At 63.4% G+C, this 25,103-nt stretch carries 19 protein-coding genes, 2 tRNA genes and 3 rRNA genes (1 of these 24 cut by a window edge); 5 read left to right on the top strand and 19 right to left on the bottom strand.

Annotation, left to right across the window (positions count from 1 at the left end):
* Window positions 1-35: 35 nt before the first annotated feature.
* The 4 genes from REH34_RS24090 to REH34_RS24075 are packed head-to-tail and all read right to left on the bottom strand — an operon-like array spanning window position 36 to window position 3,714.
* Window positions 36-986 (bottom strand): oligopeptide/dipeptide ABC transporter ATP-binding protein, encoded by a 951-nt coding sequence (locus tag REH34_RS24090; RefSeq protein ID WP_311969412.1) that lies wholly within the window; start codon window positions 984-986, stop codon window positions 36-38.
* Window positions 983-1,990, bottom strand: coding sequence for an ABC transporter ATP-binding protein (locus tag REH34_RS24085; protein ID WP_311969411.1), 1,008 nt, complete (start codon window positions 1,988-1,990; stop codon window positions 983-985). The genes REH34_RS24090 and REH34_RS24085 overlap by 4 nt, the downstream gene beginning before the upstream one ends.
* A complete protein-coding gene (locus REH34_RS24080) occupies window positions 1,983-2,804 on the bottom strand; it encodes an ABC transporter permease (RefSeq protein ID WP_311969410.1) in 822 nt (273 codons plus the stop codon). Before REH34_RS24080 ends, REH34_RS24085 begins: the two co-directional genes overlap by 8 nt.
* A complete protein-coding gene (locus REH34_RS24075) occupies window positions 2,794-3,714 on the bottom strand; it encodes an ABC transporter permease (protein WP_311969409.1) in 921 nt (306 codons plus the stop codon). Before REH34_RS24075 ends, REH34_RS24080 begins: the two co-directional genes overlap by 11 nt.
* 310 nt (window positions 3,715-4,024) lie before the next feature.
* Between REH34_RS24075 and REH34_RS24070 the strand changes: the two genes are divergently transcribed.
* The gene (locus REH34_RS24070) at window positions 4,025-5,422 is read left to right on the top strand and encodes an aminotransferase class I/II-fold pyridoxal phosphate-dependent enzyme (protein ID WP_311969408.1); all 1,398 of its coding nucleotides are present in this window, start codon (window positions 4,025-4,027) and stop codon (window positions 5,420-5,422) included.
* Between the two features lie 48 nt (window positions 5,423-5,470).
* Here REH34_RS24070 and REH34_RS24065 read toward each other — a convergent pair whose 3' ends face one another.
* The 7 genes from REH34_RS24065 to REH34_RS24035 are packed head-to-tail and all read right to left on the bottom strand — an operon-like array spanning window position 5,471 to window position 14,208.
* Window positions 5,471-6,793 (bottom strand): MmgE/PrpD family protein, encoded by a 1,323-nt coding sequence (locus REH34_RS24065; protein WP_311969407.1) that lies wholly within the window; start codon window positions 6,791-6,793, stop codon window positions 5,471-5,473.
* On the bottom strand, window positions 6,783-8,111 hold the full coding sequence (locus REH34_RS24060; protein ID WP_311969406.1) for an LLM class flavin-dependent oxidoreductase: 1,329 nt from the start codon (window positions 8,109-8,111) through the stop codon (window positions 6,783-6,785). Before REH34_RS24060 ends, REH34_RS24065 begins: the two co-directional genes overlap by 11 nt.
* 9 nt (window positions 8,112-8,120) lie before the next feature.
* Complete coding sequence (locus REH34_RS24055) at window positions 8,121-9,275, bottom strand: acyl-CoA dehydrogenase family protein (RefSeq protein ID WP_311969405.1); 1,155 nt, start codon at window positions 9,273-9,275, stop codon at window positions 8,121-8,123.
* Between the two features lie 26 nt (window positions 9,276-9,301).
* Window positions 9,302-10,300 (bottom strand): ABC transporter substrate-binding protein, encoded by a 999-nt coding sequence (locus REH34_RS24050; RefSeq protein WP_311969403.1) that lies wholly within the window; start codon window positions 10,298-10,300, stop codon window positions 9,302-9,304.
* Window positions 10,297-11,379, bottom strand: coding sequence for an extracellular solute-binding protein (locus REH34_RS24045; protein ID WP_311969402.1), 1,083 nt, complete (start codon window positions 11,377-11,379; stop codon window positions 10,297-10,299). Before REH34_RS24045 ends, REH34_RS24050 begins: the two co-directional genes overlap by 4 nt.
* Before the next feature lie 22 nt (window positions 11,380-11,401).
* Window positions 11,402-12,475, bottom strand: a complete 1,074-nt coding sequence (locus tag REH34_RS24040; RefSeq protein ID WP_311969401.1) for an ABC transporter ATP-binding protein — start codon at window positions 12,473-12,475, stop codon at window positions 11,402-11,404.
* Window positions 12,476-12,477: 2 nt separating this feature from the next.
* Entirely contained in the window at window positions 12,478-14,208 is a 1,731-nt protein-coding gene (locus tag REH34_RS24035; RefSeq protein WP_311969400.1) for an iron ABC transporter permease, read from the bottom strand.
* Between the two features lie 306 nt (window positions 14,209-14,514).
* Between REH34_RS24035 and REH34_RS24030 the strand changes: the two genes are divergently transcribed.
* From REH34_RS24030 to REH34_RS24020, 3 genes are all read left to right on the top strand, one after another.
* The gene (locus REH34_RS24030) at window positions 14,515-15,207 is read left to right on the top strand and encodes a GntR family transcriptional regulator (RefSeq protein WP_311969399.1); all 693 of its coding nucleotides are present in this window, start codon (window positions 14,515-14,517) and stop codon (window positions 15,205-15,207) included.
* 106 nt (window positions 15,208-15,313) lie between these two features.
* Complete coding sequence (locus REH34_RS24025) at window positions 15,314-16,189, top strand: alpha/beta hydrolase (protein ID WP_311969398.1); 876 nt, start codon at window positions 15,314-15,316, stop codon at window positions 16,187-16,189.
* An 84-nt stretch (window positions 16,190-16,273) separates the two neighbouring features.
* A complete protein-coding gene (locus REH34_RS24020; RefSeq protein ID WP_311969397.1) occupies window positions 16,274-17,188 on the top strand; it encodes a LysR substrate-binding domain-containing protein in 915 nt (304 codons plus the stop codon).
* Window positions 17,189-17,190: 2 nt separating this feature from the next.
* Here REH34_RS24020 and leuD read toward each other — a convergent pair whose 3' ends face one another.
* From leuD to REH34_RS24005, 3 genes are all read right to left on the bottom strand, one after another.
* Window positions 17,191-17,805, bottom strand: a complete 615-nt coding sequence (leuD, locus tag REH34_RS24015) for a 3-isopropylmalate dehydratase small subunit (protein ID WP_226507343.1) — start codon at window positions 17,803-17,805, stop codon at window positions 17,191-17,193.
* Window positions 17,802-19,223, bottom strand: coding sequence for a 3-isopropylmalate dehydratase large subunit (gene leuC / locus REH34_RS24010; RefSeq protein WP_311969396.1), 1,422 nt, complete (start codon window positions 19,221-19,223; stop codon window positions 17,802-17,804). The genes leuD and leuC overlap by 4 nt, the downstream gene beginning before the upstream one ends.
* A gap of 102 nt (window positions 19,224-19,325) precedes the next feature.
* Window positions 19,326-20,141, bottom strand: coding sequence for an NAD(P)H-dependent oxidoreductase (locus tag REH34_RS24005; protein ID WP_311969395.1), 816 nt, complete (start codon window positions 20,139-20,141; stop codon window positions 19,326-19,328).
* 89 nt (window positions 20,142-20,230) lie between these two features.
* On the opposite strand from REH34_RS24005, the gene REH34_RS24000 reads away from it, so the two are divergent.
* Entirely contained in the window at window positions 20,231-21,124 is an 894-nt protein-coding gene (locus REH34_RS24000; RefSeq protein WP_311969394.1) for a LysR substrate-binding domain-containing protein, read from the top strand.
* A gap of 259 nt (window positions 21,125-21,383) precedes the next feature.
* Here REH34_RS24000 and rrf read toward each other — a convergent pair.
* From rrf to REH34_RS23975, 5 genes are all read right to left on the bottom strand, one after another.
* A 5S ribosomal RNA gene (rrf, locus tag REH34_RS23995) occupies window positions 21,384-21,499 on the bottom strand.
* 161 nt (window positions 21,500-21,660) lie between these two features.
* A 23S ribosomal RNA gene (locus REH34_RS23990) occupies window positions 21,661-24,552 on the bottom strand.
* Between the two features lie 244 nt (window positions 24,553-24,796).
* Window positions 24,797-24,872, bottom strand: a tRNA-Ala gene (locus tag REH34_RS23985).
* A 30-nt stretch (window positions 24,873-24,902) separates the two neighbouring features.
* Window positions 24,903-24,979, bottom strand: a tRNA-Ile gene (locus tag REH34_RS23980).
* Window positions 24,980-25,060: 81 nt separating this feature from the next.
* Window positions 25,061-25,103: ribosomal RNA gene (locus REH34_RS23975) — 16S ribosomal RNA — on the bottom strand; it runs 1,494 nt beyond the window's last position.
* Together the 16S, 23S and 5S rRNA genes with 2 tRNA genes alongside form the textbook arrangement of a ribosomal RNA operon.

The following is a 25,103-nucleotide window of genomic DNA, read 5'->3' as shown; positions in this document are numbered from 1 at the left end:
TTCCGTGGCAGCAGTCAATGGGTGAATGACAGGTATCAAGCGTGGTGGCAGGCCGCGAAATGCGCCGGTGCCACTGGCCGCAGCAGCGGCGCCTGTTCGCGGCAGCGTTGGGTCGCCGCCGGGCACCGAGGATGGAACGCACAACCCGAGGGCGGTCGCAGCGGCGATGGCACCTCGCCTTGCAAGGCTTCGGTGAGGCTGCCGCGGATCGGCTCGGCCGCCGCGATCAAGGCGCGGGTGTAGGGGTGACGGGGCGACTCCAGCACCGCATCCACCGGGCCTTGCTCTTGCAGGGCGCCGAGGTACATCACGCCGACGTGGTCGCTCATGTGCGCGACCACCGCCAGGTCGTGGGAAATCAGCAGATAGGTCAGGCCGCTGGCCGCTTGCATGTCGTGCAGCAGATTGAGTACCTGGGCCTGCACCGAGACGTCGAGCGCCGACACCGGCTCGTCGAGCACCAGGCATTGCGGCGCCAGGGCCAGGGCGCGGGCGATGGCCACGCGTTGCTTCTGGCCGCCGCTCAACTCGCCGGGATGACGCGACGCCAGGGAGGTCGGCAGACCGACTTTGTCCATCAGGTTGTTGACCTGCAGGATCAATTGGCGCGCTGTGAGGTCCTTGCGATGGATGCGCAGCGGCTCGTCGATCAGCTCCCGTACCCGCAAGGTCGGATTGAGTGAACCGTAGGGGTCCTGCAACACCGGTTGCAGACAGGTGCGCAGCCAGGCCAGCGACTGCTTGCGGCCATCCATGAGCCGACCGTCGATGTGCACCGTGCCGGCGCTGGGACGTTCGGCCCCCATGACCATCTTGGCCACGGTGCTCTTGCCCGAGCCCGACTCGCCGACCAGGCCATAGGTGGCGCCGCGCGGGACGTCCAGCGACACTCCGCGCACCGCGTGCAGTGGCTGGCCGGCGCGAATGATGCCGCCGCCGACTCGGTAGACCTTGCGCAGGTCGTTGAGGGAAATAAACGCACTCATTGAATGTTCACATGTCCGTCGAGCAATTCCTGGCTGCGCCAGCACGCGGCACCGCTGTGGGTCTGACCTGCCGTGGCTCGCGGCTGCCAGTCGGGGTATTGCGCATGGCAACGGGCCTCGGCCAATGGGCAGCGCGGCGCGAACCGGCAGCCGCTCGGCAAAGCGGAGAACGCCGGCGGCTGGCCATCGATCGCCAGCAAACGGGTACGCCGCCGCGAGAGTTTGGGGATCGCCTGCAGCAGCGATGCCGTGTAGGGATGGGCCGGCGCCTCGAACACCTGCTCGACCGGGCCTTGCTCGACGATACGCCCGGCGTACATCACCGCGACGTCGTCGCAGAAGTACCGGACGATATGCAGGTCGTGGGTGACGAACAGCATCGCCATGCGCTGCTCGGCCTGCAGTTCGGCGAGCAGGCGCAGCACCTGCATGCGCAAGGTCACGTCCAGCGCCGTGGTCGGTTCGTCGGCGATCAACAGGCTGGGGGTGCAGGCCACCGCCATGGCGATCGCAGCGCGCTGGCGCATGCCCCCAGAAAACTGATGCGGGTAACTGTTGTAGCGCTCGGCGGGCGCAGGAATGTGCACGCGACGCATGGCCTCGATGCTGCGCTCGCGAGCGACGCCTTGGGCCGGCGCCTGCTGGTACTGGATGATCTCGCTGATCTGCTGACCGACCGTGAACAGCGGATCGAGCGAGGTGTGCGGATCCTGCAACACGGTGCCGATGCGGCTGCCTCGCAGGCGGTGCATCGCGGCCTCGGGCAGGTCCAGCAGGTTCTGGCCTTCGAACCTCACCTGACCACCGACCACCCGTGCGCCGTGGGGCAAGACCCGCAGCAGCGACAGGCAGCTCAGGGATTTGCCCGAGCCCGACTCACCGACCAGCGCCAGGGTGCGCCCGGCCTCGACCTTGAAGCTCACGTCGTCGACCGGGCGAATCAACCCGCTCGAGGTGGCGATCTCGACGCTGAGGTTTTTGACTTCCAGCACAGGTTCAGACAAGCGCCACCTCCATGTGTTGACCGCGCTGTTCACTGCGCGTGCGCAATACCTTGCCGGTGGCGTTGACCGCCAGAATGGTAAGGACCAGCACCGCCCCTGGCATCGCCGTCAGCCACCAGGCCTGGCTCAGGTAGCCGCGACCATCGGCGATCATGGTGCCCCACGACGGGTCCGGCGGTTGCACGCCCAGGCCGAGGAAACTCAAGGTCGCTTCAAGGGTGACGATCAAGCCGATGTCGAGGGTGACCAGGAGCATCACCGTCGTCAGCATGTTTGGCAGCAAGTGGTGCCAGAGCACCCGCGCCACCGAGGCGCCGCCAAGTTCGGCAAGCAACACGAAATCGCGCTGACGCAGGTGCAATGCCTCGGCCCGCACGATGCGCGCGAAACGCGGCCAAGTGGCCAAGGAAATCGCCATGACCAGATTGAACATGCCGGTGCCCAGCGCCACCGTCGCTACCAGCGCGAGGATCACGGGCGGCAGGCTGTACTGCAGGTCGGCGGCGCGCATGATGATGGCGTCGAACCAGCCGCCGCGATAACCGGCCAGCAAGCCCAGCAGGCAGCCCAGGCCACCGCCGGCAACTACCGCGGCCACCACGATGGACAGCGACGTGCGGCTGCCGTAGATCACCCGCGTGAAGGTGTCCCGGCCCAGGTTGTCGGTGCCGAACCAGTGCAGGCTCGACGGCGGTTGCAGTGCCGAGGCCAGGTCGATGGCGTCGCGGTCGAACAACGGCAGCCACGGTGCGAAGAGCGCGCCCAGCACCACGACGGCGAGAAAGGCCGGCGCCAGATAACGATCAATTCGCAAGACGAATCCTCGGGTCGAGCCAACCGTACAGAACGTCGACGATGAGATTGATGAGCACGAACAACAGCACCACCACCAGCGCCACAGCCTGGATCACGGTGTAGTCGAATTGGGAAATCGCATCGACCATTGCGCCACCGATGCCGGGCCAACCGAAGATCACTTCCACCGACACGGCGCCGGCGATCAGCAAGCCGAATTGCGACGCCGAGAACGTCAGGATCGGCAGGCTGGCGCTCTTCAGTGCGTGCTTGAAAATCACCGAGCGCTGCGAGATACCCTTGATGCGCGCAAAACGGATGAAGTCGGCGCGCAGGATGTCGGTCATGGTCGACTGGGTAAGTTTGTACAGCGCGGCCGTCGAATACAGGCTCAACGACAGGGCCGGAATGACCAGATGGGCGAGCGTGCCGTAGCCGTTGGTGGGCAGCCAGCGCAGGTCGACCGACAGCCAGCGGATCAACAGCAGCGCCACCAGAAAGGCCGGCGCCGCCAGGCCGAAGGTCGCCAGCAGGTCGGTGATGCGCGCGACCTTGCCCTGGGGCCGTTGCGCGGCGGCAATACCGGCGGGCACGCCCAGGATCAGGCTGATCAACAACGCGGTACCGGCCAGCAACAGGCTCGGCACGATGCGCGGCACCAGCACGGCGACTGCCGACTGGCCGGTGATGAACGAGGTGCCGACGTCACCGCGCAGCAGGTTGCCAGCGTAGATCGCGTACTGGATCGGCAGCGGTTTGTTCAGGCCCATCTGCTCGCGCAGCACGTCGCGATCATGGGCAGTGGCTTCGGGCGGAAGCAGCAAGTGAGTCGGGTCACCGATCAGGCGCACGCTGACGAAGACCAGCACCGACATCAGCCAGAGTGTCACCAGCGCGGAGCCTATGCGTAACAGCAGGTATTTCTTCATCTACGGTGGATCCGTCTCGCCTGGGCAGTCGCTGCGGGCGCTGCCCCCTGTTTGCGCAGCACTATAGGGAGCCATGGCAGGCCGTCCAAATACCTAATGTTCATTACCTCATAACCATTTACGGTTATGTTCAGAACAAAAATAAATCAGCGCGCACAGGGCATCTATTTGGCTTGATGACCACCGGGGGGATTGCATCGAAGCGCAAGGTTGCTGTTATTCTGTGGCGCACTTTTTGAACATAAGATTATGTTCAGGTACTTCCATACCGGATTTCAAACCCGCTCAAGCGACCGCATCGGAGACGTACGTGGGTCAGTTCATCGACAGCCAGTGGCTTGCCAGCCAGATCCCTTCCCCCGCCAGCGATATCATCGCCGCCTCGGTGGCGCAGCTGATTCGCGCAGGCGATATCGCCCAGGGTGCGCGCTTGCCGACGGTGCGGGATTTCGCCAGTGCGATGGGCACCAGCGCCGGCACCGTGGCCGCCGCGTGGAGCAGTTTGCGTGGCCGCGGCCTGATCGAAAGCCGGCGTCGGGGCGGTACGGTGGTCTGCGATACTGCGGGCAACGCCGCCGATACCCCAAACACTCACAACCTGGGCCTGGCGCCGCGGCAATGGTTGCAGGCCACCGAGCACAGCTGGTCGGCCACTGATTTATCCCGCGGCAGCGCCGACCCGGCATTGCAGCCGGACTTGGCGCCCGCCCTGGCCGCCGGCTTGCAGGTCACCCACCTGCATGCGGCCGAAAAAGAACACTTGATCGAACCGTTGCGCGCCGCCGTCGCCGCCACGTGGCCGGGCAGCGCCGAGGACTGGACCACCGCGGGCGGCGGTACCGAGGGCATGCTGCTGGCATTGCAGGCGGCGACCCGGCCTGGCGATCGCATCGCCATCGAACACCCGACCAGCCCGCGCCTGCTGGGCTTGCTGGAGTTGCTCAAGGTCGAGGCCATTGCCATGGCCTGCGACCAGCAAGGGCCTCTGCCGGCGGCGTTGCAGGCCGCGCTCGAGCAAGGCCCCAGCGTGGTCCTGTATCAATTGCGCGCACAGTTGCCCAGCGGCTCGGCCCTGACTGCCGAGCGCCGCGATGCACTGGCCGAGGTGCTGGAGGGCCACCCCGAGGTGGTGATACTCGAGGACGATCACATGGGCACGGTGTCCACCGCCGCCGCCCACAGCATGAGCGAACGCCTGCCGCAGCGGACTTTACTGGTACGCGCCTATTGCCGAGCCTTCGGGGTCGATTTGCGCACCTCGGTGCTGGGCGGTTCGGCTCGGATCATCCAGGCCATCGAGGCCTACCGCAGCGATCGCGTGGCCATGACCAGCCGGATTTTCCAAGGTGCGCTGGCCTGGTTGCTGACCGATCCCGGCGCCGTCGCCACCCTTGAACGCGCCCGCAGCACCTACGCCTGGCGCCGTCATGCACTGGCCCAGGCGTTGATCGAACAAGGCGTGCCCGTCGAAGAAGGCAGCGGCCTGACCCTGTGGTTGCCGGTGGCCGATGAAACGGCGGCCATTGTCAGCCTGGCGTCCCAGGGCGTCGTGCTGGGCAGTGGCTCGCATTGCTTTATCGGCACGGGGCACCCGGCCGGGCTGCGCGTGGCCATCAGCCGCCTGCCGGATGATCTGGGCAAGATCACCGAGCTGGCGCAACTGATCGCCAATGGCGTCAAGCGGCCGCGGCATGAGGATTTCGATTGATCGTACTGAGGACGAAGAGGCCCACGGGAGCACAAACAATCTCGGCATTCACAACAGCGGCAGCCGCTCATGCTGATCCAGATCCGCGAGCCTCTCGAACAGCGCTATCCCGTCAAATGCCGGCTGCGCCCGTTGCCCGCATTCCCGCGCCTTGGCCAAGCGTTCAGCAACACTCAACGGCGCCTGAGCCGAACCCGGCAGATATCGGCAGGTGCAGCTCAGCACCTGCCCATCGCGCAGCCGCACGCGCACACTGGCCGGCGCCAGCTCCTGCTGATTGCCCGCGTCGATTTCAACCTTGATCCGCGTCACCCACGCCGCCGCATCCAACACCGCGTCGCGTGTCAGATGCTGCAAGGTCAGCGGCCCACGCAGCAGCACCGAGGCCAGCTGGTATTGCAGATTGAATTGCGCCACCACCTGCAAGTCCCCTGCGGGGTTGAACGCGCCACCCACCAGGCGCGCCATGAACGGCGAAATCAGCGCCGTCACCTCAAGCACCTCGTCGCTCTCGAACGGCTCGCGCTGACGCAGATCCAGCAGCGCCTGCACCGCCGCGTGACTGCAGGCACACACCGGGTAGCGCTTGGTGGCCGTGTCGAGCAATTGCCAGCGTTCACCCCAGCCGTCGAGCAGGCGGGTGTCATCGCCGGGTTGGTACAACGCGCGCAGGCCGAAGCGGCCTTCCAGCGCCTGGATCGGCGCCGTCGCGCCAGCCTGGGCCAGCAACGCGGCTTGCACGCCATGACGCGCGGCCAACGCCGGCTGCAAGCGCTTGGCCAGGGTCTGCTCGACGTTGGCCTGCTGGCTACCCGCCGCCTGCAGCGCCGCCAGGCCCAAGGCATGGACCAGTTGCTCGGGAATCAGGCGCAGCAACAGCCCACTGGCCAATGCCGCGCCGATACCGCCATACAACGCGGTGGCCGACCAGCCTTTGCCCGGCCCCTGTGCGCAACGGGACAGGCGACTGACCAGCTCGCTGGCGGCGATATAGGCCACCAGCATGTCCTGCGGGCTGCGCTGGCAATGCTCGGCCGCGGCCCAGGCGGCGGGCAGGGTCACCAGGTCGGCATGCACAGCGCCGTTGAGGCTGTCGTAGTCCAATGCTGCCGCGCTCAGGGTGTTGGCGAACGTGGCATCCGCCGGGGCCAGCGCGCCCGTCTGGCTGAACCACAGGCGACTGGTGCCCGGCGCACCGGTGATCGCCGCGCTGAAAGCACGACTGCTGGGCTCGGCCTGCCCCGCCGCAGCCGCCAGGAGCAAATCGCCGATCAGGTCCTTGGCGCTGTTCAGCAGGCCACCCGGCAAGCGCTCGACACTCAGGCCCATGGCCGCCCGGGCGATCTGCTGGGTGATGCTCTCAGCGGGCATGACGATGCGCCGGGCGCTGCAGGCCCAGATGCTCGCGCAAGGTCTGGCCTTCATAACCGGTGCGGAACAACCCGCGTCGTTGCAACTCCGGCACCACCCACTGAGTGAAATCACGCAGCCCCACCGGCAGCTGCGCCGGCATGATATTGAAGCCATCCGCAGCGCCCTCTTCGAGCCACTGCTGCATGGCGTCGGCCACATCCGCCGCGCTGCCGACCACAGTCAGATGGCCGCGAGCACCGACCACCCGCTGATACAGCTGGCGGATGCTCAGGTTGTCGCGGCGAGCCATGTCGATCAGTAACTGTCGACGGCTCTGGGGGCCGTTGGCGGGGGGCAGATCGGGCAGAGGGCCGTCGAGGTCGTAGCCACTGAGGTCGACCTCGCCCAGCGTCGTGGCCAAGGTCGCCAGGCCGACTGCCGGCAGCACCCGCGCTTGCAGTTGCTGGAACTTGTCTTCAGCCTCGCTGCACGTCGCGGCCACCACCGGCAGCAACCCCGGCATGATCAGCAGCTGCTGCGGATCGCGCCCGGCGCCTGCCGCCAGGGCTTTCATGTCGGCATAGAACGCCTGGGCGTCGGGCAGCCGTTGTTGCGCAGTGAAGATCACATCGGCGGTGCGGGCGCCCAGGCGCTTGCCGGTGTCCGACGACCCGGCCTGCACCACCACAGGATGCCCCTGGGGCGATCGCGCCTGAGTCAGCGGGCCTTTGACCGCGAAGTGCTGGCCGTGGTGATCGAGCACGTGCAGTTTGCTGGGGTCGAAGAACTGCCCGGCCTGTTTGTCTTCGACGAAGGCATCGTCTTCCCAGGTGTCCCAGAGGCCCTTGACCACCTGCAGGAATTCCGCCGCGCGCGCGTAGCGATCACCGTGCACGGCATGGCTGCTACGGCTGAAATTGAGCGCCTCGGCTTCGTTGTTGGAGGTCACCAGGTTCCAGCCGGCGCGGCCTTGGCTGATGTGATCCAGCGAAGCAAAGCTGCGCGCCAGGCTGTAAGGCTCGTTGTACGTGGTGGTCGCGGTGCCGATCAGGCCGATGCGCTGGGTGACCATGGCCAGCGCCGACAACGCCGTGAGCGGGTCCCAGTGAATGGCGCGGGCGCTGTGCTGCAAGGCGTCGATGTCGTTGGCGCCGCGCATGGCGTAGGAGTCCTGAATGAACAACAGGTCGAAACACGCCGCCTCGGCCAGTTGCGCGAGTTCGATCTGCCGGCGGAAGTGGCGCGCGGCATCGGCCGCCGCGCCTGGCTCGCGCCAGCCGGCGATGTGGTGCCCGGTCTCCTGGATGAACAGCCCGAGGTGCAGTTGACGCGACATGGTCAGGCCTCAGCGTTGCAAGGTGGAATCGAAGCTGGCGCCCAATTGCGCCTGGCCGATGATCTGCGCGGTACGGTCGTGGCCAGCATGCACCACGAAGGTCTCGATATTGCGCGCGATGCGCCCCAGTGGATGCTCTTCGAACTGCGCGGTAGCACCCGCCGAGAGCAACACGGCCTGCAGGGTGTTGAACGCAGTGCGCGCAGCGATGGACTTGGCACCCATGGAGGTCAGCTCGGACTGCACCACGTCGTCCCCGCGCCAGCTTTGTACCGCGCGATCGAACAGCGCCGCAGCGGCGTCGATCTGCATCTTCACTTCGCCGACGCGCAGTTGGGTGTAGGCGTCGCTGCCCTTGTTGCGGCCGCGCTGATAGCCCAGGTACCAATCGAACAGGCCCTCGGTCGTGCCCAGGTAGTTGGCTGCAAAACCCAGGTGGAAACGCCCCTGCCAGCGCTGACGGGCGAAAGCGCCGGGCTCGCCGAGCAGGTGGTTGTCGGGCACGAAGACGTTCTCCAGGCGCATGATCGGGCTGCGCGCGCCGCGCATGCCGTGGGGTTGATACCAGGCGTCGTCCCAGCTGACGCCGGGCATGTCCGGGCGGATCAGCATCATCTGCAGGTTATCGAGATAGCCCTCGACACCGTCCAGCGCCACGGAGGTGATGATCAGGTCGGCGATCGTACCGTTGGTGACGAAGTTCTTCACGCCGTTGACCAACCAGCCGCCGTCTACGCGCACCGCACGGGTTTTCATTTCATACATGTTGACTCGGCCCGGCTCGCTACCCACGGCCGAAAAGATGCTGAACCTGGCCAGCGCCGGTTTGACGAACAGTTCGATCTGCTCCGGGGTGCCGACGGTTTCCAGTTGCCACAGCGCGTGGTTGTGCAACTGGAAGCAATGGCCGGTGGCGCTGTCGGCGCGGCACAGGGTGCGCAGCATGTTGAGGAACAGCTCGGGCTGGCGGCCCTTGAGGCTGCCATCCGGGCCGCCGAGGGCCTGGGAATGGGTGACGTGCAACAGGCCTTTGGCGTGCAGGGTCTGCAGGCTCTGCTTGGGGGCCACGCCTTCGCGGTCGGCATGGGCGCCGGCATCGCGGAAGGTGTCGGCCAGAGCCAGCAGTTGCGGCAGCGCGTCATTGAATTGCAGGTAGTTGGACATGCGGCGTTCCTCTGGAAATGGGCCGTTCAGCTGTGCAGCACTGAGGGGTGAAAGAGCTGCTCGACGGCGATAGGCGCCGCCAGCAGGGCCTGGTCCACCAGGTAATCGATGAACCACGCGAGGTTGTCGCGGTTGGCGGCCAGGCCGGCGGCAAACAGCCCGTCGCCGAAGTCCGCGCTGCTCTGTTGCCAGGCCAGGCGGCCGAGCGGCATGGCGGTGTAGGCGTAGTCTTCGTAGGCGTGACGGGTCTTGTGCTGGGCATCGGCCCAGGCCTCTAGCAAGTACTGAGGCAGGTGCGCGAAGCGCTGCGCCACGTCGTCGCGTATGGCCAACACGTGCATGGCCGGGAAACAGCGGCGCTGAGCGAAGTAGTCGAGGCATTCGCGGCGTTGATCGATGAACAACGGACGTATGCCGCCCTGCCCTTCCAGCACCGCTCGGGGCGGACGCGGATCGATATAGGCATCCACCGCGCCGTCGAGCAGCAACTGAGCGCCGCGGGCCCCGGCCGGCATGGCTTCGAGGCGCACCCGCGGATCGGCGAAGGCGACCTGCTCGGCGCCCTCGACGATCCAGTGGATGTCCTGCCAGTCGACGCCATGGCGAGTCTTGAGGTCGCCCTTGGCGAGCACCGACAGGCTTACCTGCCAACCGCGTATTGCCACCCGCCGCCCACGCAAGTCAGCCGGTGTTTCGATGCCGTTGCCGGCCTTGACGTAGATATGGTTGGCGCTGAACAAGCGCCGCGGGAACACCGGCACCGCGGTAAACGCCGCGCCCCGCGCCTTGGCCATGATGTAAGAGGCCAGCGACACTTCGGCGATGTCGAACTCGGCGTCGCGCAGCATGCGCCCATGACGATCAATGCCATCGCGCCCCAGGCTGCTCATGCCAACGTCCAGCGCCTGCAAGTGAAAGCCCTCGGCGGGCGGTAGCCAGCCGAGGAAGAACGGCAGGTGCCGATCGAAGTTGGCCAGGGCGATGGTCAGCGGCACCGAAGCGCTGGTCGCCGTGCCTGTGCTCATTGCAGCGCGTCCTGGGCCAGCTTGGTGGCTTGGAGGGCCTTGTCGGCATTGGCCTCGGAGTTGAAGGTCAGGCCCTTCTCGAAGCCTTCGGCGGTCAGCACACTGGCAGCCAAACCGGGTTTCACATCGGTGCGTCGCGAGTTGACGAAGCCGCGGGCGGCCCAGTCGGCCTGGGCCGGTTGCGCCAGGAACCAGTTGACGAACACCTTGGCAGCATTCGGATGCGGTGCCTGATGCAGCAAGGCGATGGCGCCCCAGCCCGGCGTCCAGGCGGTGCGCTCGGGCGGCGTCTGCAGTGCCTGCACCGATTCGGCCAGGCCTTGGTCCTTGAGGGTGGCGATTTCCGACGGGCTCAACCCCGAGGTGATCGGGTAGGCGCCTTGCGCCACCCAGTCCTGCAACTGGCGGTTGCTGGAAGCCAGCACCGGTTGTTGCTGGGTGAGGAATTGGCGCGCCTTGTCGCTACCGAGGGTGGTTTGCAGCAGGGTGATCAAGTGGCCGCTGCCGCGGGTACGCGGATCGAGGATAGCGATCTTGCCTTTCCATTTCGGGTCGAGCAGGCCTTCGAGCTTATTCAGATCGGCCTCGGACACCTTGCTGCGGTCGATGTTGACGTTGTTCTGCTTGCCGGCCTGGAAGGCATAGACATAGGCCTGCTGCTTGTCGAGGAAGCCGGCAGCGAAACCACCCAACCAATTGTTGTCGGCCAGCACCGCCGGCTGGGTGATCAGCGCACGGATCGGGTCATACCAGCCTTCGGGCAGTTGCTGAGTGAACGCCGAGCCGCTGAAGCCTTGGATGGTCAGGTCCCAGAGGTAGCGATTGACGCGCCGTTCGTTGCGGATCCGCGCTTCGAATTCCGGCGAGGTGATGCCGGTGTATTCCAGGCGGATTTTCGGGTACGCCGCCTGGAACTGCTCGATGGCTTGGCGATACGGCTGGATGGCCGGGCCGAGCAAGGTCAGCGAGCCTTCTTTCTCGGCGGCGGCGACCACCTGGTTCCAGTCTTCGGCATGGGCGACGGCGGTGTACGAGGCTCCCAGCAGCAATGCGGCGCTGAGCCATGAAGGTTTGAACATCGATGTATTCCCTGTGAGAAAGCTATTGATCCGCCGCCAGCGGACTGGCGTGAGGTTGGCGAGTGAAAGCGATATCGACCTGCTGGCCCGGCGCGCTGAGGGCCTCGCGGGACTGGTAAGCCATCACCCATTGCTGGTCGCGCAGTTGCACGTAGGTCTCGTAGCGGTCGCCGGCGAACACGCTGTGGCTGACCCGCCCTTGCAGGCGCGGCCCGTCGGTGCCGGCGGCAGCGCTGAAGTGCACGTCCTCGGGGCGAATCCATAGCGCCAGCGGGCTGTCGGCGGGCAACTGCGCCGGGGCCGCCAGGCTGATTTGCGCCCCCGCCAGCCAGACACGCTGCGGATCGCCCATCAAACGCCCGCGCAATTGCGCACCGCGGCCGACGAACCCCTGCACGAAAGCCGTGGCGGGCTGGTCGTGGATCTGCTCGGCGGTACCGATCTGCTCGACCCGGCCGCCGCGCAATACGGCGATGCGATCGGATAACGCAAAGGCATCATCCTGGTCGTGAGTCACCAGCACCACGGTCAGCCCGAGGCGCTGTTGCAAGGTCTTGAGTTCCTGGCGCAGTTGCTTGCGCAAGCTGATATCGAGGTTGCTGAACGGTTCGTCGAGCAACAGCAGGGCCGGGTCGCCCACCAGCGCCCGGGCCATGGCCACGCGCTGCTGCTGGCCGCCACTGAGTTGATGAGCGGGGCGTTGCGCGTAGTCCTGCAGGCCGACGCTGTGCAACGTGGCGAGGACCTTTTGCTGGATGACCTGGCGGTCCAGGCGCCGGTGGCGCAGTGGATAGGCGACGTTGTCGAAGACGCTCAGATGCGGCCACACCGCGTAGCTCTGGAACACCAGGCCGATGCCACGCTTTTGCGGGGCGAGCAGGCGCTTTTGCTCGGTGTCGACCCAGGTCTGGCCGGCGAAATACACCGCACCGCGGTCGGCCTGCTCAAGGCCGGCGAGGATGCGCAGCAAGGTGGTCTTGCCGCAGCCACTGGCGCCCAGCAAGGTGAAGATCTCGCCACGCTGGATGTCCAGGCTGAGGTCGTCGAGCACCCGCTGGCCGTCGAACGATTTGGTGATATGACGAATTTCCAGCATGTTCACCTCTGGCGGGTTTCAGGTCGGTAGCCCAGACGCCGGGCGATCAGCGCCGCGACGATGGCCATGGCGGCGATGAGCACGCCGATCACCGCCGAGGCTTCGGAGCGCCCTTCGGCAATGTATTGCAGTTGCAGCAACGACAACGGCTGGTTGTCGCTGCTGACTAGCAAGGACAGGTGGCCGATGTCGCGGGCCGCCGAGATAAAGGCCATGACCGCGACAACCACGATGGAGCGTGCGCACAGCGGCACGACGATGCTCCAGATCGCGCGCCAGGCCGAGGCGCCGCTGATCCAGGCGGCCTCTTCGAGCTCGTTGCTCAGTTGCAACAGCTGGCTGCGGATCAACTGCACGCCAAGGGTGATCGAAGCCAGGGTGACGGTGACGATCAGGCTGATGGTCGAGCCGTACAGGCTGTTCAGACCGCTGTGCAGGATCAGCCAGAGCATGGCCAGCGACGCCAGCACTCCGGGGATGCTGAACGGCAGCCAGGCGGCAAACTCCAGCAACGCACGCCCGGCGCGCCGCGACCGGACGATGCTATAAGCCACTGCCAGGCTCAAGGCGGCGGTCAACACCGCGCTGCCGGCGGCGATGACCAGGGTGTTGCGCACGGCGCCGAGAAAGATCGGATCGCCGAGCACGCTGTGCCAGTGGTCGAGCGTCCAGGGCTGGCGCAGGTTGAAGAAGCCAAAGCGGCGCATCAGGCTGCTGACCACCAGGAACACCAGCGGCACCAGGGTCAGCAGCAGCGCGAAGGCCCCGACCAGCGCCGCCAGGGGCCAGCGCCAGCGCCCCAGGGCCATGACCGTGGGCCGCGCCTGGCTCGACACCGTGACGTGTTGCACGCCACGCCCGCTGCGCCGCGACAGCCAGGCCAGCATCGCCATGACCACCACGATCAGGATGCCGAGGGCAAAGGCGCTGGCGAAGTTGATCGGGTCGTAGCGGGTCATGTCGTAGATCAGCGTGCTGTACACATCGATGCGCTTGGGGCCGCCCAGCACCAGCTCGATTTCGAACGATTCCAAGGCGCGGATCACACCCATGATCGCGGTCACCAGCAGCGCCGGCTTGAGCAACGGCAAGGTCACTTTGCACAGCGCCTGGAAGCGATTGTCGCCGGCCATCAGCGCGGCTTCTTCATAACGCGCATCCATGCTCTGGAAGGCCGGGGTGAGCATCATCACCTTGGCCGACACGGTGGTGGTGGCCAGGTGCGCGAACACGATGCCGCCCCAGCTGTAGATGTCCAGGGGTGCGCTGGCGAGGCCGAAGGTGTGCATCAGCCAGTGGTTGAGCACGCCGTTATTCGGGTCGAGCAGCAGTGTCCAGCCCTGCACCACCGCCAGCGCCGGCAGGAAGAACGACACCCAGAAGGCAAACTCGAAGCCGCGCTTGCCGGGCAGATCGGTACGCCCGAGCAGCCAGGCCAGACCAATGCTCAAGGGCAAGGCAATGGCCTGGCTGACCAGCGTCAGGCTCAAGGTGTTGCCGAGCGCCGACACAATCCGCGGCTCGCGCAGCAGGGTGCGCCAGCCGTCGAGGCTCCAACTGCTGACGCCCTGCAGCTCGCTTTGCAGGCTGCCTTGCAGCATGGCCAGCAACGGCAGCACGGTCAGGGCCAGGAACACCACCACCAGCGCACCATAGATCAGGCCCTGCCAGCGCGGCCCCTGGGCACTGCGCCGCCACTGGAGGCGGGGCGACACTTTGCTGCTGACGGTCATCGACTGCGCTCGGTGCGAGCGCCGACACGGGCGGAAAAAAGCAGGCTCAACGGAACGCTCCACGAAGGGTGGGTTGATGGCTGACCAGAGCGTTCCGTTGTCGAATAGGCTGAAGAGGTCGATGCCCTGCTGCGGTGTGCAGGCAGGCACAGGGTGCGACTCTAAATAAAATTAATTTTTTTAAGAAGAATTGATTTGTTCTGAGGTTATGCGATTTTCGCAGGCGTACCGCGCAGGCTTTTGCGGCAAAATGTCGGCCGTGCAGCAACGTCAACGATTGCCACGAGCCATGGACCGAGCCCCCTGATGAGCAAGACCACTTCGCCCTTGGGCGTGATCGAAACCGTGTACCAGCAACTGCGCGTGCGCTTGGTCACCGGGCAACTACGCCCCGGCCTGCGCCTGAAAATCAGCCAGATGGCCGAGGAGCTGCTGGTCAGTACCGGGGTGGTCCGCGAGGCCCTGACGCGTCTGAGCGCAGAAGGGCTGGTAACGGCCACGCCACAACGGGGGTTCAGCGTGGCGGCGATGTCGGCCGCCGAACTGCTCGACATCACCCGCGTGCGCATCGAGATCGAGGCACTGTGCATTCGCCGCTCGTTGAGCCTGGGCGATATCGAATGGGAGTCGGCGGTGGTCGGCGCCTATCACCGCTTGATGCACACGCCGGCGCGCGACGGCCATCGCTTTGCCCTGCCCTCGGCGCCTTGGTACAGCGCGCACAATCATTTTCACGACAGCATCGTCGCGGCATGCGACAGCCCCTGGCTGCTCAAGCTGCGCGAGCAGTTGTACGTGCAGGGCGAGCGCTACCGGCTGATCGCCGCGTCGATGATCCACCACGACGAACGCGACCTCGATCATGAGCACCAACAACTGCTGGCGGCGGTGACCGCCCGCGATGCGGACCTGACGGTGGCGCTAATCGGCACACATTTTTTCAGCACCGCGCAGAACATGCTCGAACGTGGAGCCGAGGTGTGGCTGGAGGCCGACTGATCAGCACGCAACAACACGATTCATGAACCGGCCCATCACGCTTTGCCGATTGCCAGCGGCCCCCGCGGTGGCCCAGGATGGGAAAAACATCCCGAGGGCCACCTGCATGTTTGCTGGATTCGAGAAACATCTGCGTCACGTCAATGGCGTCGACATCGCCTACCGCATCGGCGGTAACGGCCCGGGCTTGCTGCTGTTGCACGGCCACCCGCAAACCCACGTGATCTGGCACAAGGTCGCCGAGCGACTGGCCGAACATTTCACCGTGGTGGCGGCCGACTTGCGCGGTTATGGCGACAGCGCCAGGCCTCCCATCAGCGACGGAGCCGGCCATTACAGCAAACGCGAAATGGCTGTCGACAATGTCGAATTGATGCGTGCACTCGGCTTCGACAGCTTCAGCGTGCTGGCCCACGACCGCGGTGCACGGGTCGCCCATCGTCTGGCGCTGGACCACAGCGCAGCCGTGCGGCGCATGGTGCTGCTGGACATCGCCCCAACGCTGGCGATGTACGAGCAGACCAGCGAAGCCTTTGCCCGTGCCTATTGGCACTGGTTCTTCCTGATCCGTCCGACGCCATTGCCCGAAACGCTGATCGAGGCCGACCCGCCGCTGTATCTGCGCAGCGTGATGGGCAGCCGCAGCGCGGGCCTGGCGCCGTTTACCGATGAAGCGTTCGGCGAATACCTGCGCTGCCTGCAGCGGCCTGGCAGCGCGCAATCGATCTGTGAGGACTACCGCGCCAGCGCAGGCATCGATCTGGAACATGATCGCGCCGATATCGCCGCCGGCCATTCCCTTGCGCTGCCGTTGCTGGTGCTGTGGGGTCAGGACGGCACGGTCGGGCGCTGCTTCAAGCCGCTCGAAGAGTGGCAGAAAGTCGCCCTGGATGTACGCGGCAAGGCGCTGCCGTGCGGCCATTATGTTGCCGAGGAAGCGCCCGAATTACTGCTGGCCGAGGCTTTGGCCTTTTTGCGCTAGATGCTTGCCTGGTGGCGCCGCTGTCGGCCTCGACACCGGCGCCGATGCTATGCTGGCCCCTTGTGCTGCCAGCGCCCGCCTACCATGACCCTCAAGAAAGACACCGTGCCCCTTCCCGAAGACCTGCGGGTATTCCTCACCGTCATCCGCCAGCACGGTTTTGCCGCTGCGGCCGCTGAGCTGGGGCAGTCTCCCGCCTATGTGAGCAAACGCATCCAGATCCTCGAAACCACACTGGGCACGCGGCTGCTGCACCGCACCAGCCGACGTACCACCCTGACCGAAGACGGCGAGCGGGTGCAGCGTTGGGCGCTGAGGATTCTCGACGACTTCGTGCAACTGCATGACGAACTCGCCGACGCCCGCGCCCTGCCCAACGGCCATCTGCACCTGTGCAGCAGCTTCGGTTTCGGGCGCAACCATGTGGCGCCGGCCGTGTCGCTGCTGGCGGCGCAATACCCCGATCTGGAGATCCGCCTGGACCTGTTCGACCGCACGGTGGACATCGTCAACGAAGGCTTCGACCTCGAAATCCGCGTGGGCGATGACATCCCCGGCCAGCACATCGGCCGCCAATTGGTGACCAACCGCCGCGTGCTGTGCGCCGCGCCCGATTACCTGCAACGGCGCGGCACGCCGCAGACGCTCCTGGAGCTGGAGCAACACGACTGCCTGGTGATCAAGGAGCGTGACAATGCCTTTGGCCTGTGGGAGTTACAGCGCGGTGCCGAGAGTACCAGCGTGCGGGTGCGCGGGCCGCTGTCGTCGAACAATGGCGAGATCGTCTTGCAGTGGGCGCTGGATGGCCGCGGCGTGCTGTTGCGCTCGCTGTGGGATGTGAGACCGATGCTGGAGCAAGGTCGATTGGTGCAGGTGTTGCCCAACTACAGCCAGCCGGCCAACGTCTGGGCGGTGTACCCGACGCGGCTGGCGTATTCCGGCAAGCTGCGCGCTTGCGTGGAGTTTCTGCAGGAGCACTTCAAGACGCTGTCGACCTGACGCTATCGCAGCCAGGGATTGTCCGCCAGGTGGCGGCGCTCGAATGCGAGGATCTGTTCGCGGCGCTGCAGGGTACTGCCGATCGCGTCCAGGCCCAGCAGCAAAGAGGTCTTGCGCAGGGTGTCGATCTGGAAGTCGATGACCTGATCGTTGGCCAGGCGAATCTGCTGCGCCTCCAGATCGATGGCGATGGTCGCCTGCTCCGGTTGGCTCACCACGTGTCCCACCCCTTGCACCACGGCCGCTTCGAGGGTGATGAGCAGTACGCCGTTGCGCTGGCAGTTGTCGTAGAAGATCCCGGCGAAACTGCTGCCGATCAACGCGCGGATGCCCATCTGCTGCAAGCCCCAGACCGCATGCTCGCGGCTCGATCCGCAGCCGAAGTTGGGCCCGACCACCAGGAAACGGGCACCTCGCCAGGCCGGCTGATTGAGCACGAAGCGTGGATCGGGCTGGCCATCCGGCAGGAAGCGCAGGTCGAAAAACAGCCCGCGATCGAGGCCGGCACGGTCGATGCCCTTGAGAAACTGCTTGGGCATGATCACGTCGGTGTCGACGTTGGCGGCAAGGATCGGTGCGGCCTTGCCGCTGACCTGGGTGAAGGGTTGCAGGCTCATGGGCGCACTCCAGCATGGCGGATATCGGTGAGATGGCCGGCGATCGCGGCGGCGGCGACCATGGCCGGGCTCATCAGGTGGGTGCGCGCACCGGCGCCTTGACGGCCTTCGAAGTTGCGGTTGGTGCTGGACGCGCAGCGGTCGCCGGGGGCCAGCACGTCGTCGTTCATCGCCAGGCACATGGAGCAGCCGGACTGCCGCCATTCGAAGCCCGCGTCGATGAAGATCTGCGCCAGCCCTTCGGCCTGTGCCCGCTCGCGCACTTCGGTGGAGCCCGGCACGATGATCGCTCGCACATGGCTGGCGACCCGCAGGCCACGCACCACGCGGGCGGCGTCACGCAGGTCCTCGATCCGCGCGTTGGTGCAGGAGCCGATGAAGGCGTGGCTGATGACGATATCGCTGAGCGGCGTGCCGGCATCGAGGCCCATGTACTGCAAGGCGCGGTGCATGTCCTGGCGCAGGATCAGGTCGCTGACCCCTTGCGGGTCGGGCACGCAACCGCTGATGGGCGCGGCCTGGTCCGGGCTGGTGCCCCAGGTGACCATGGGCTCCAGGGTGCTGGCGTCCAGGGCGACTTCGCGGTCGAAGCGTGCGTCGGCATCGCTGTGCAGGTGCTGCCAGCTGGCAAGTGCCTGAATCCACAACTCGCCTTTGGGCGCGCGGGGTTTGTCCTCGAGATAGGCGAAGACTTTATCATCCGGCGCCATGAAAGCACCGCGCGCACCTGCTTCGACCGCCATGTTACAGACAGTCATGCGTGCTTCGACGCTGAGCGCATCGATGGTCGACCCACAGAATTCGATGGCGTAGCCACTGGCGCCGGCCGTGCCGATCTGGCGAATCAGCGCCATGATCACGTCCTTGGCAGTCAGCCCTGGGGCGAGCGCGCCATCGACTCGCACGCGCATGCTTTTCAGGCGCTTGTAGACCAGCGTTTGCGAGGCCAGCAAGTGCTCGATTTCCGAGGTGCCGATACCGAAACCGAAGGCCCCTAGCGCGCCATAGGTGGTGGTGTGGCTGTCACCGGCGGCAATCACCATGCCTGGCAGGACGAAGCCCTGCTCCGGCGCGATCACGTGTTCGATGCCCTGGCGCTTGTCGAGGATGTCGAGCAGTTCGATCCCGAAGTCGTGGCAGTTTTCGGCCAGGTAGGAGACCTGCCGGGCGCCGCCCGGATCAGGCATTTGCGCGACACGTTGCGGGGCGGTGGGGTTGACGTGGTCGACCACGGCCAGGGCGGTACCGGGGCGCCAGACCGAGCGTTCGGCCGCGCGCAGGCCGCTGAAGGCTTGGGGGCTGGTGTATTCGTTGATCACCTGGCGATCGACGTACAGCAGCACGTGGCCCTGGTCGTCCAGGTCGCAGACGCGATGGGAGTCGATGTGTTTGTCGTAGAGCGTTCTGGCGGGGTTCAAGGGAAGGCCCTCATTGGCGGTCGCGGTTCGTCTATGGTCAGAGAACCCGAGGCCGCCAACAATGGCCTGGCAGTGATAGCGTGGAACATGAAGTGTGTAGGATCAGCCACGCGGTGCGGCAGATGGGCTTTCGATAGCCTCGCTTTCGACATGGATGCGCAGGCCGGTGCGGCCTGGAGCGATATCGTCACGCAAGGTCAGTTCGGGAATGGCATAGGCGCCGCCGTTCTGCGGCCTGAAGGCGATCGGCGTGGTGGTCGCCAGGGTATCCAGGCGCTGCGCCAGCTCTGAACGGATCACAGCGAAACGGGCCTCGTCGACGCGGCTGGTGCGGTAGATCAGATAGGGCGGCAGCACCTCGAAGCCCGGGTAATACAGCACCCCGTGGTGGATGGGGTAGAGCAAATCCTCGATCGGGCCGTTGATGCCGCGCGGGCTGTAGTGGGACTGCCAGCCGCCTGCGCTGACGATCAGCATGGCGCGCTTGCCGGCCAGGGTCCCTTCACCGTAACGATCGCCCCAGTGCGTGTCGCAATGCTCGCCCACGCCGTAGGCAAAGCCGTAGGCGTACACGCGCTCCACCCAGCCCTTGAGGATTGCCGGCAGGCTGAACCACCACAGCGGAAACTGCAGGATTACGGTGTCGGCCCAGAGCAGTTTCTGCTGCTCGGCAGTGATGTCGGCGCTTTGCAGGCCGCAGGCAAAGGCGTGTTCTGAATCACGGTCGGGGTAGAAACGCCGGGGGTCGATCTGCTCGCGGGTATCTTCGGCGTCGAGGACGGCCTTCCACTGCATGGCGTACAGGTCGGACACCTGCACCTGGTGACCGGCCTGTTGCAAATGCTGCACGGCGAAATCCTTGAGGGCGCCGTTGAGGGACTGCGGCTCGGGGTGGGCGTAGACAATGAGGATTTTCATGGCTGGCTCTGTATGTTGATCGGGTAATGCTCAGCCTAGGTTTTTGCCAGGTATATTAGAAATGAATAGCTGATATGGCAGGTATTACCATGAATAATCTACGTCGCGTCGACCTCAATTTGCTGGTCACCCTCGATGCGTTGCTGGCTGACCCCAATGTCACCCGCACAGCCGAGCGTTTGCATCTGTCGCAGCCCTCGGTGAGCGTGCATCTCTCCAAACTGCGCCATGTGTTCGATGATCCGCTGTTGTTGCCGGGCCCGCGCGGCATGCGCCCGACCGCCAAGGCGGACGCGTTGCGCGAGCCACTGCGCCGGGCGCTGGAAGCCCTGACCCAGGCGATCGCGCCGGCAGGGCCTTTCGATCCACTGCAGGCCACACATACCTGGCGAATCGCCGCCTCCGACAATAGCGCCTCGACCATTTTGCTGCCGGTGCTGGCGGGCCTGCGCGATGCCGCGCCGCACACGCGCCTGGCAGTGATCGAAAAGGCCCCTTCACGTATGGCCAAGGACGCCGAAGACGGCCATATCGATCTGGGTTTTCATACCCGCGACGATGCTCCGGCGGGCCTGCATATGCAGGTGCTGTACAGCGAGCGCTATGTGCTCGCCAGTCGCATTGGTCATCCGCTGCTGGACCAGGCGCCGAGCCTCGAGCTGTTCTGCCAGTTGCAACACGTTATGGTTTCGCCGGATGGGGGCGGGTTTATCGGCATCACTGACCAGGTGCTGGCCGAACGCGGCTTGAGCCGCACAGTGGTGTTGTCGGTGCCGCATTTTCTGTTCGTCGCGGCAGCGCTGGCGAGCACCGATCTGGTGGCGCTGCTGCCGGCTCGGCTGGTGGCGGGCCATGGCGGCTTGCAGGTGATGGAGCCGCCCGTGCCGATTCCCGGTTATGAAATGGCGATGTTCTGGCCTGAACGCCTGCATCGGGATCCCGCCCATCAATGGCTGAGGGGGTTTATTGCGGGGTCGGTCTGAAGCTGTTTTTGATATATATAAAACATATAGTTTTGGCTGAGCATAAACACAAAACATGGTGAGTATTACGGCGATTGAGATGTTTGGCAGGGTCGCCCCCTTCGCGGGCGAGCCTTGCCCCCACAATTGCATGCCGTGCATACCGTGGGAGCAAGGCTTGCCCGCGAAGCTGTTGATCTTGACTTTGACTTTGACTTTGCCAGGCACCAGAAAGACAAAACCCCCACCTGCCTTCGCAGATGGGGGTTTCGGAATTGAATCTTGACGATGACCTACTCTCACATGGGGAAACCCCACACTACCATCGGCGATGCATCGTTTCACTTCTGAGTTCGGGATGGGATCAGGTGGTTCCAATACTCTATGGTCGTCAAGAAATTCTGTTTGCCAGCAGACCGTTTGGGCGGTCTTCCAGCGAATCGGGTATGTGATAATTTGTGGGTGTCGCTTCAGAGTCGACGAACTTTCGGTTCGTGTCATCTCCACAGTCACCGCAATCTGATGCTCTTTCGAGTCGCAAATTGCTTGGGTGTTATATGGTCAAGCCTCACGGGCAATTAGTATTGGTTAGCTCAACGCCTCACAGCGCTTACACACCCAACCTATCAACGTCGTAGTCTTCGACGGCCCTTTAGGGAACTCAAGGTTCCAGTGAGATCTCATCTTGAGGCAAGTTTCCCGCTTAGATGCTTTCAGCGGTTATCTTTCCCGAACATAGCTACCCGGCAATGCCACTGGCGTGACAACCGGAACACCAGAGGTTCGTCCACTCCGGTCCTCTCGTACTAGGAGCAGCCCCTCTCAAATCTCAAACGTCCACGGCAGATAGGGACCGAACTGTCTCACGACGTTCTAAACCCAGCTCGCGTACCACTTTAAATGGCGAACAGCCATACCCTTGGGACCGGCTTCAGCCCCAGGATGTGATGAGCCGACATCGAGGTGCCAAACACCGCCGTCGATATGAACTCTTGGGCGGTATCAGCCTGTTATCCCCGGAGTACCTTTTATCCGTTGAGCGATGGCCCTTCCATACAGAACCACCGGATCACTAAGACCTACTTTCGTACCTGCTCGACGTGTCTGTCTCGCAGTCAAGCGCGCTTTTGCCTTTATACTCTACGACCGATTTCCGACCGGTCTGAGCGCACCTTCGTACTCCTCCGTTACTCTTTAGGAGGAGACCGCCCCAGTCAAACTACCCACCATACACTGTCCTCGATCCGGATAACGGACCTGAGTTAGAACCTCAAAGTTGCCAGGGTGGTATTTCAAGGTTGGCTCCACAAGAACTGGCGTCCTCGCTTCAAAGCCTCCCACCTATCCTACACAAGCAAATTCAAAGTCCAGTGCAAAGCTATAGTAAAGGTTCACGGGGTCTTTCCGTCTAGCCGCGGATACACTGCATCTTCACAGCGATTTCAATTTCACTGAGTCTCGGGTGGAGACAGCGCCGCCATCGTTACGCCATTCGTGCAGGTCGGAACTTACCCGACAAGGAATTTCGCTACCTTAGGACCGTTATAGTTACGGCCGCCGTTTACCGGGGCTTCGATCAAGAGCTTCGCGTGAGCTAACCCCATCAATTAACCTTCCGGCACCGGGCAGGCGTCACACCCTATACGTCCACTTTCGTGTTTGCAGAGTGCTGTGTTTTTAATAAACAGTCGCAGCGGCCTGGTATCTTCGACCGGCATGAGCTTACGGAGCAAGTCCTTCACCCTCACCGGCGCACCTTCTCCCGAAGTTACGGTGCCATTTTGCCTAGTTCCTTCACCCGAGTTCTCTCAAGCGCCTTGGTATTCTCTACCCAACCACCTGTGTCGGTTTGGGGTACGGTTCCTGGTTACCTGAAGCTTAGAAGCTTTTCTTGGAAGCATGGCATCAACCACTTCGCGCTCTAATGAGCACTCGTCATCAGCTCTCGGCCTTAAGATCCCGGATTTACCTAAGATCTCAGCCTACCACCTTAAACTTGGACAACCAACGCCAAGCTGGCCTAGCCTTCTCCGTCCCTCCATCGCAGTAACCAGAAGTACAGGAATATTAACCTGTTTTCCATCGACTACGCTTTTCAGCCTCGCCTTAGGGACCGACTAACCCTGCGTCGATTAACGTTGCGCAGGAAACCTTGGTCTTTCGGCGTGGGTGTTTTTCACACCCATTGTCGTTACTCATGTCAGCATTCGCACTTCTGATACCTCCAGCAAGCTTCTCAACTCACCTTCACAGGCTTACAGAACGCTCCTCTACCGCATCACCAAAAGGTGATACCCGTAGCTTCGGTACCTGGTTTGAGCCCCGTTACATCTTCCGCGCAGGCCGACTCGACTAGTGAGCTATTACGCTTTCTTTAAAGGGTGGCTGCTTCTAAGCCAACCTCCTAGCTGTCTAAGCCTTCCCACATCGTTTCCCACTTAACCAGGATTTTGGGACCTTAGCTGACGGTCTGGGTTGTTTCCCTTTTCACGACGGACGTTAGCACCCGCCGTGTGTCTCCCATGCTCGGCACTTGTAGGTATTCGGAGTTTGCATCGGTTTGGTAAGTCGGGATGACCCCCTAGCCGAAACAGTGCTCTACCCCCTACAGTGATACATGAGGCGCTACCTAAATAGCTTTCGAGGAGAACCAGCTATCTCCGAGCTTGATTAGCCTTTCACTCCGATCCACAGGTCATCCGCTAACTTTTCAACGGTAGTCGGTTCGGTCCTCCAGTTAGTGTTACCCAACCTTCAACCTGCCCATGGATAGATCGCCCGGTTTCGGGTCTATTCCCAGCGACTAAACGCGCTATTAACACTCGCTTTCGCTACGCCTCCCCTATTCGGTTAAGCTCGCCACTGAAAATAAGTCGCTGACCCATTATACAAAAGGTACGCAGTCACAGAACAAGTCTGCTCCCACTGCTTGTACGCATACGGTTTCAGGATCTATTTCACTCCCCTCTCCGGGGTTCTTTTCGCCTTTCCCTCACGGTACTAGTTCACTATCGGTCAGTCAGTAGTATTTAGCCTTGGAGGATGGTCCCCCCATATTCAGACAAGGTTTCTCGTGCCCCGTCCTACTCGATTTCATGACCAAGAGATTTTCGCGTACAGGGCTATCACCCACTATGGCCGCACTTTCCAGAGCGTTCCGCTAATCTCAAAGCCACTTAAGGGCTGGTCCCCGTTCGCTCGCCACTACTAAGGGAATCTCGGTTGATTTCTTTTCCTCAGGGTACTTAGATGTTTCAGTTCCCCTGGTTCGCTTCCAGCACCTATGTATTCAGTGCAGGATAACCATCTTATGATGGCTGGGTTCCCCCATTCAGACATCTCCGGATCACAGTCTGTTTGCCGACTCCCCGAAGCTTTTCGCAGGCTACCACGTCTTTCATCGCCTCTGACTGCCAAGGCATCCACCGTATGCGCTTCTTCACTTGACCATATAACCCCAAGCAATCTGGTTATACTGTGAAGACGACATTCGCCGAAAATTCGCAAAACTCTTAAGAGCCACTCACAAATTTTACCTTAGCCTGAATGAACACCAGTGAAAGTGTCATCCAGTCTATCTTTCTATCACATACCCAAATTTTTAAAGAACGATTCTGAAAAAGATCAGAAATCAACACTCAACCATCAATTGATGGAGTGCTCATTTCTAAGCTTTGGCAACGAAGCAGTAAGTGGTGGAGCCAAACGGGATCGAACCGTTGACCTCCTGCGTGCAAGGCAGGCGCTCTCCCAGCTGAGCTATGGCCCCATATTTCTACAGGCGTTTCCCACACAAAATTGGTGGGTCTGGGCAGATTCGAACTGCCGACCTCACCCTTATCAGGGGTGCGCTCTAACCAACTGAGCTACAGACCCAATTTCGGGCTGCTTCTATCGTCTTCTTCAATGAATCAAGCAATTCGTGTGGGAGCTCATGAGCCAGCTGATGTCGTCGATTAAGGAGGTGATCCAGCCGCAGGTTCCCCTACGGCTACCTTGT

It is taken from the genome of Pseudomonas baltica (assembly GCF_031880315.1).
In the GTDB taxonomy this organism is placed as follows: domain Bacteria; phylum Pseudomonadota; class Gammaproteobacteria; order Pseudomonadales; family Pseudomonadaceae; genus Aquipseudomonas.
Note: the sequence above shows the minus strand (reverse complement) of the source record. Positions and strands in the feature narration are given on the sequence as shown.